1 protein-coding gene is annotated in these 1,281 nt (G+C 71.3%); it reads right to left on the reverse strand.

Going from position 1 to position 1,281, the window contains the following annotated elements; genetic code table 11:
• Positions 1–1,281, reverse strand: a 1,281-nt coding sequence (locus tag ACWPOB_RS28480) for a bifunctional o-acetylhomoserine/o-acetylserine sulfhydrylase (RefSeq protein ID WP_455402866.1), incomplete at both ends; no start/stop codon positions are given.

The following is a 1,281-nucleotide window of genomic DNA, read 5'->3' on the forward strand; positions in this document are numbered from 1 at the left end:
GCCTCGAGGCCGGTGGTGATGTCGGCGAGGATGTCGTCGATGCCTTCGATGCCCACGGCGAGGCGGACCTGGCCGGGGGTGACGCCGGCGGCGAGTTGCTCGGTGGCGGTGAGCTGGGAGTGGGTGGTGGAGGCGGGGTGGATGACCAGCGAGCGGACGTCGCCGATGTTGGCGACGTGGCTGTGCAGGGTCAGTGCGTCGACGAACTTCTTGCCGGCGTCGACGCCGCCGGCGAGTTCGAAGGTGACGATGGCGCCGGTGCCGCGGGGGGCGAGCTGCCGGCCGCGCTGGTACCAGGGGGAGGAGGGCAGGCCGGCGTAGGACACCGCGGTGACCTCGGGGCGGGTGGTGAGGTGCTCGGCGACCTGCTGGGCGTTGGCGACGTGCCGTTCCATGCGCAGCGACAGGGTTTCCAGGCCCTGGGCGATGAGGAAGGCGTTGAACGGGGACACCGCGGAGCCGAGGTCGCGCAGCAGTTGCACGCGGGCCTTGAGGGCGTAGGCGGGGGCGCCGAGGTCGGCGTAGACCACGCCGTGGTAGCTGGGGTCGGGGGTGACGAACTGCGGGTGGCGTGCGGTGCCGTCGGGCCCGGTGGCGGTCCAGTCGAAGGTGCCGCCGTCGACGAGGACGCCGGCGATGGCGGTGCCGTGGCCGCCGAGGTATTTGGTGGCCGAGTGCACGACGATGTCGGCGCCGTGCTCGAGGGGGCGGATCAGGTAGGGGGTGGCGACGGTGTTGTCGACGATCAGGGGCAGGTGGTGCTCGTGGGCCACCCCGGAGATGCCGGGCAGGTCGAGGAGGTGGTTCTTGGGGTTGGCGATGGTTTCGCCGTAGAAGGCGCGGGTGGTGGGGCGGATCGCGGCGCGCCACTGGTCGAGGTCGTCGGGGTCGTCGACGAAGCTGACCTCGATGCCGAGTCGGGGCAGGGTGTAGTGGAACAGGTTGTAGGTGCCGCCGTAGAGGTAGGGGCTCGAGACGAGGTGGTCGCCGGCCTGGGCGAGGTTGAGCACGGCGAAGGTTTCGGCGGCCTGGCCGGAGGACAGCAGCAGGGCGGCGGCGCCGCCTTCGAGGGCGGCGATGCGTTGTTCGACCGCGTCCTGGGTGGGGTTCATGATGCGGGTGTAGATGTTGCCCGGTTCGGTGAGGCCGAACAGGGCGGCGGCGTGGTCGGTGCTGTCGAAGGTGTAGCTGGTGGTCTGGTAGATCGGCAGGGCGCGGGCGCGGGTGTCGCCGCCGCCGGGCTGGCCCACGTGGATCTGCTTCGTCTCGAAGCTCCAGCCG

It is taken from the genome of Rhodococcus sp. 2H158, assembly GCF_053764755.1.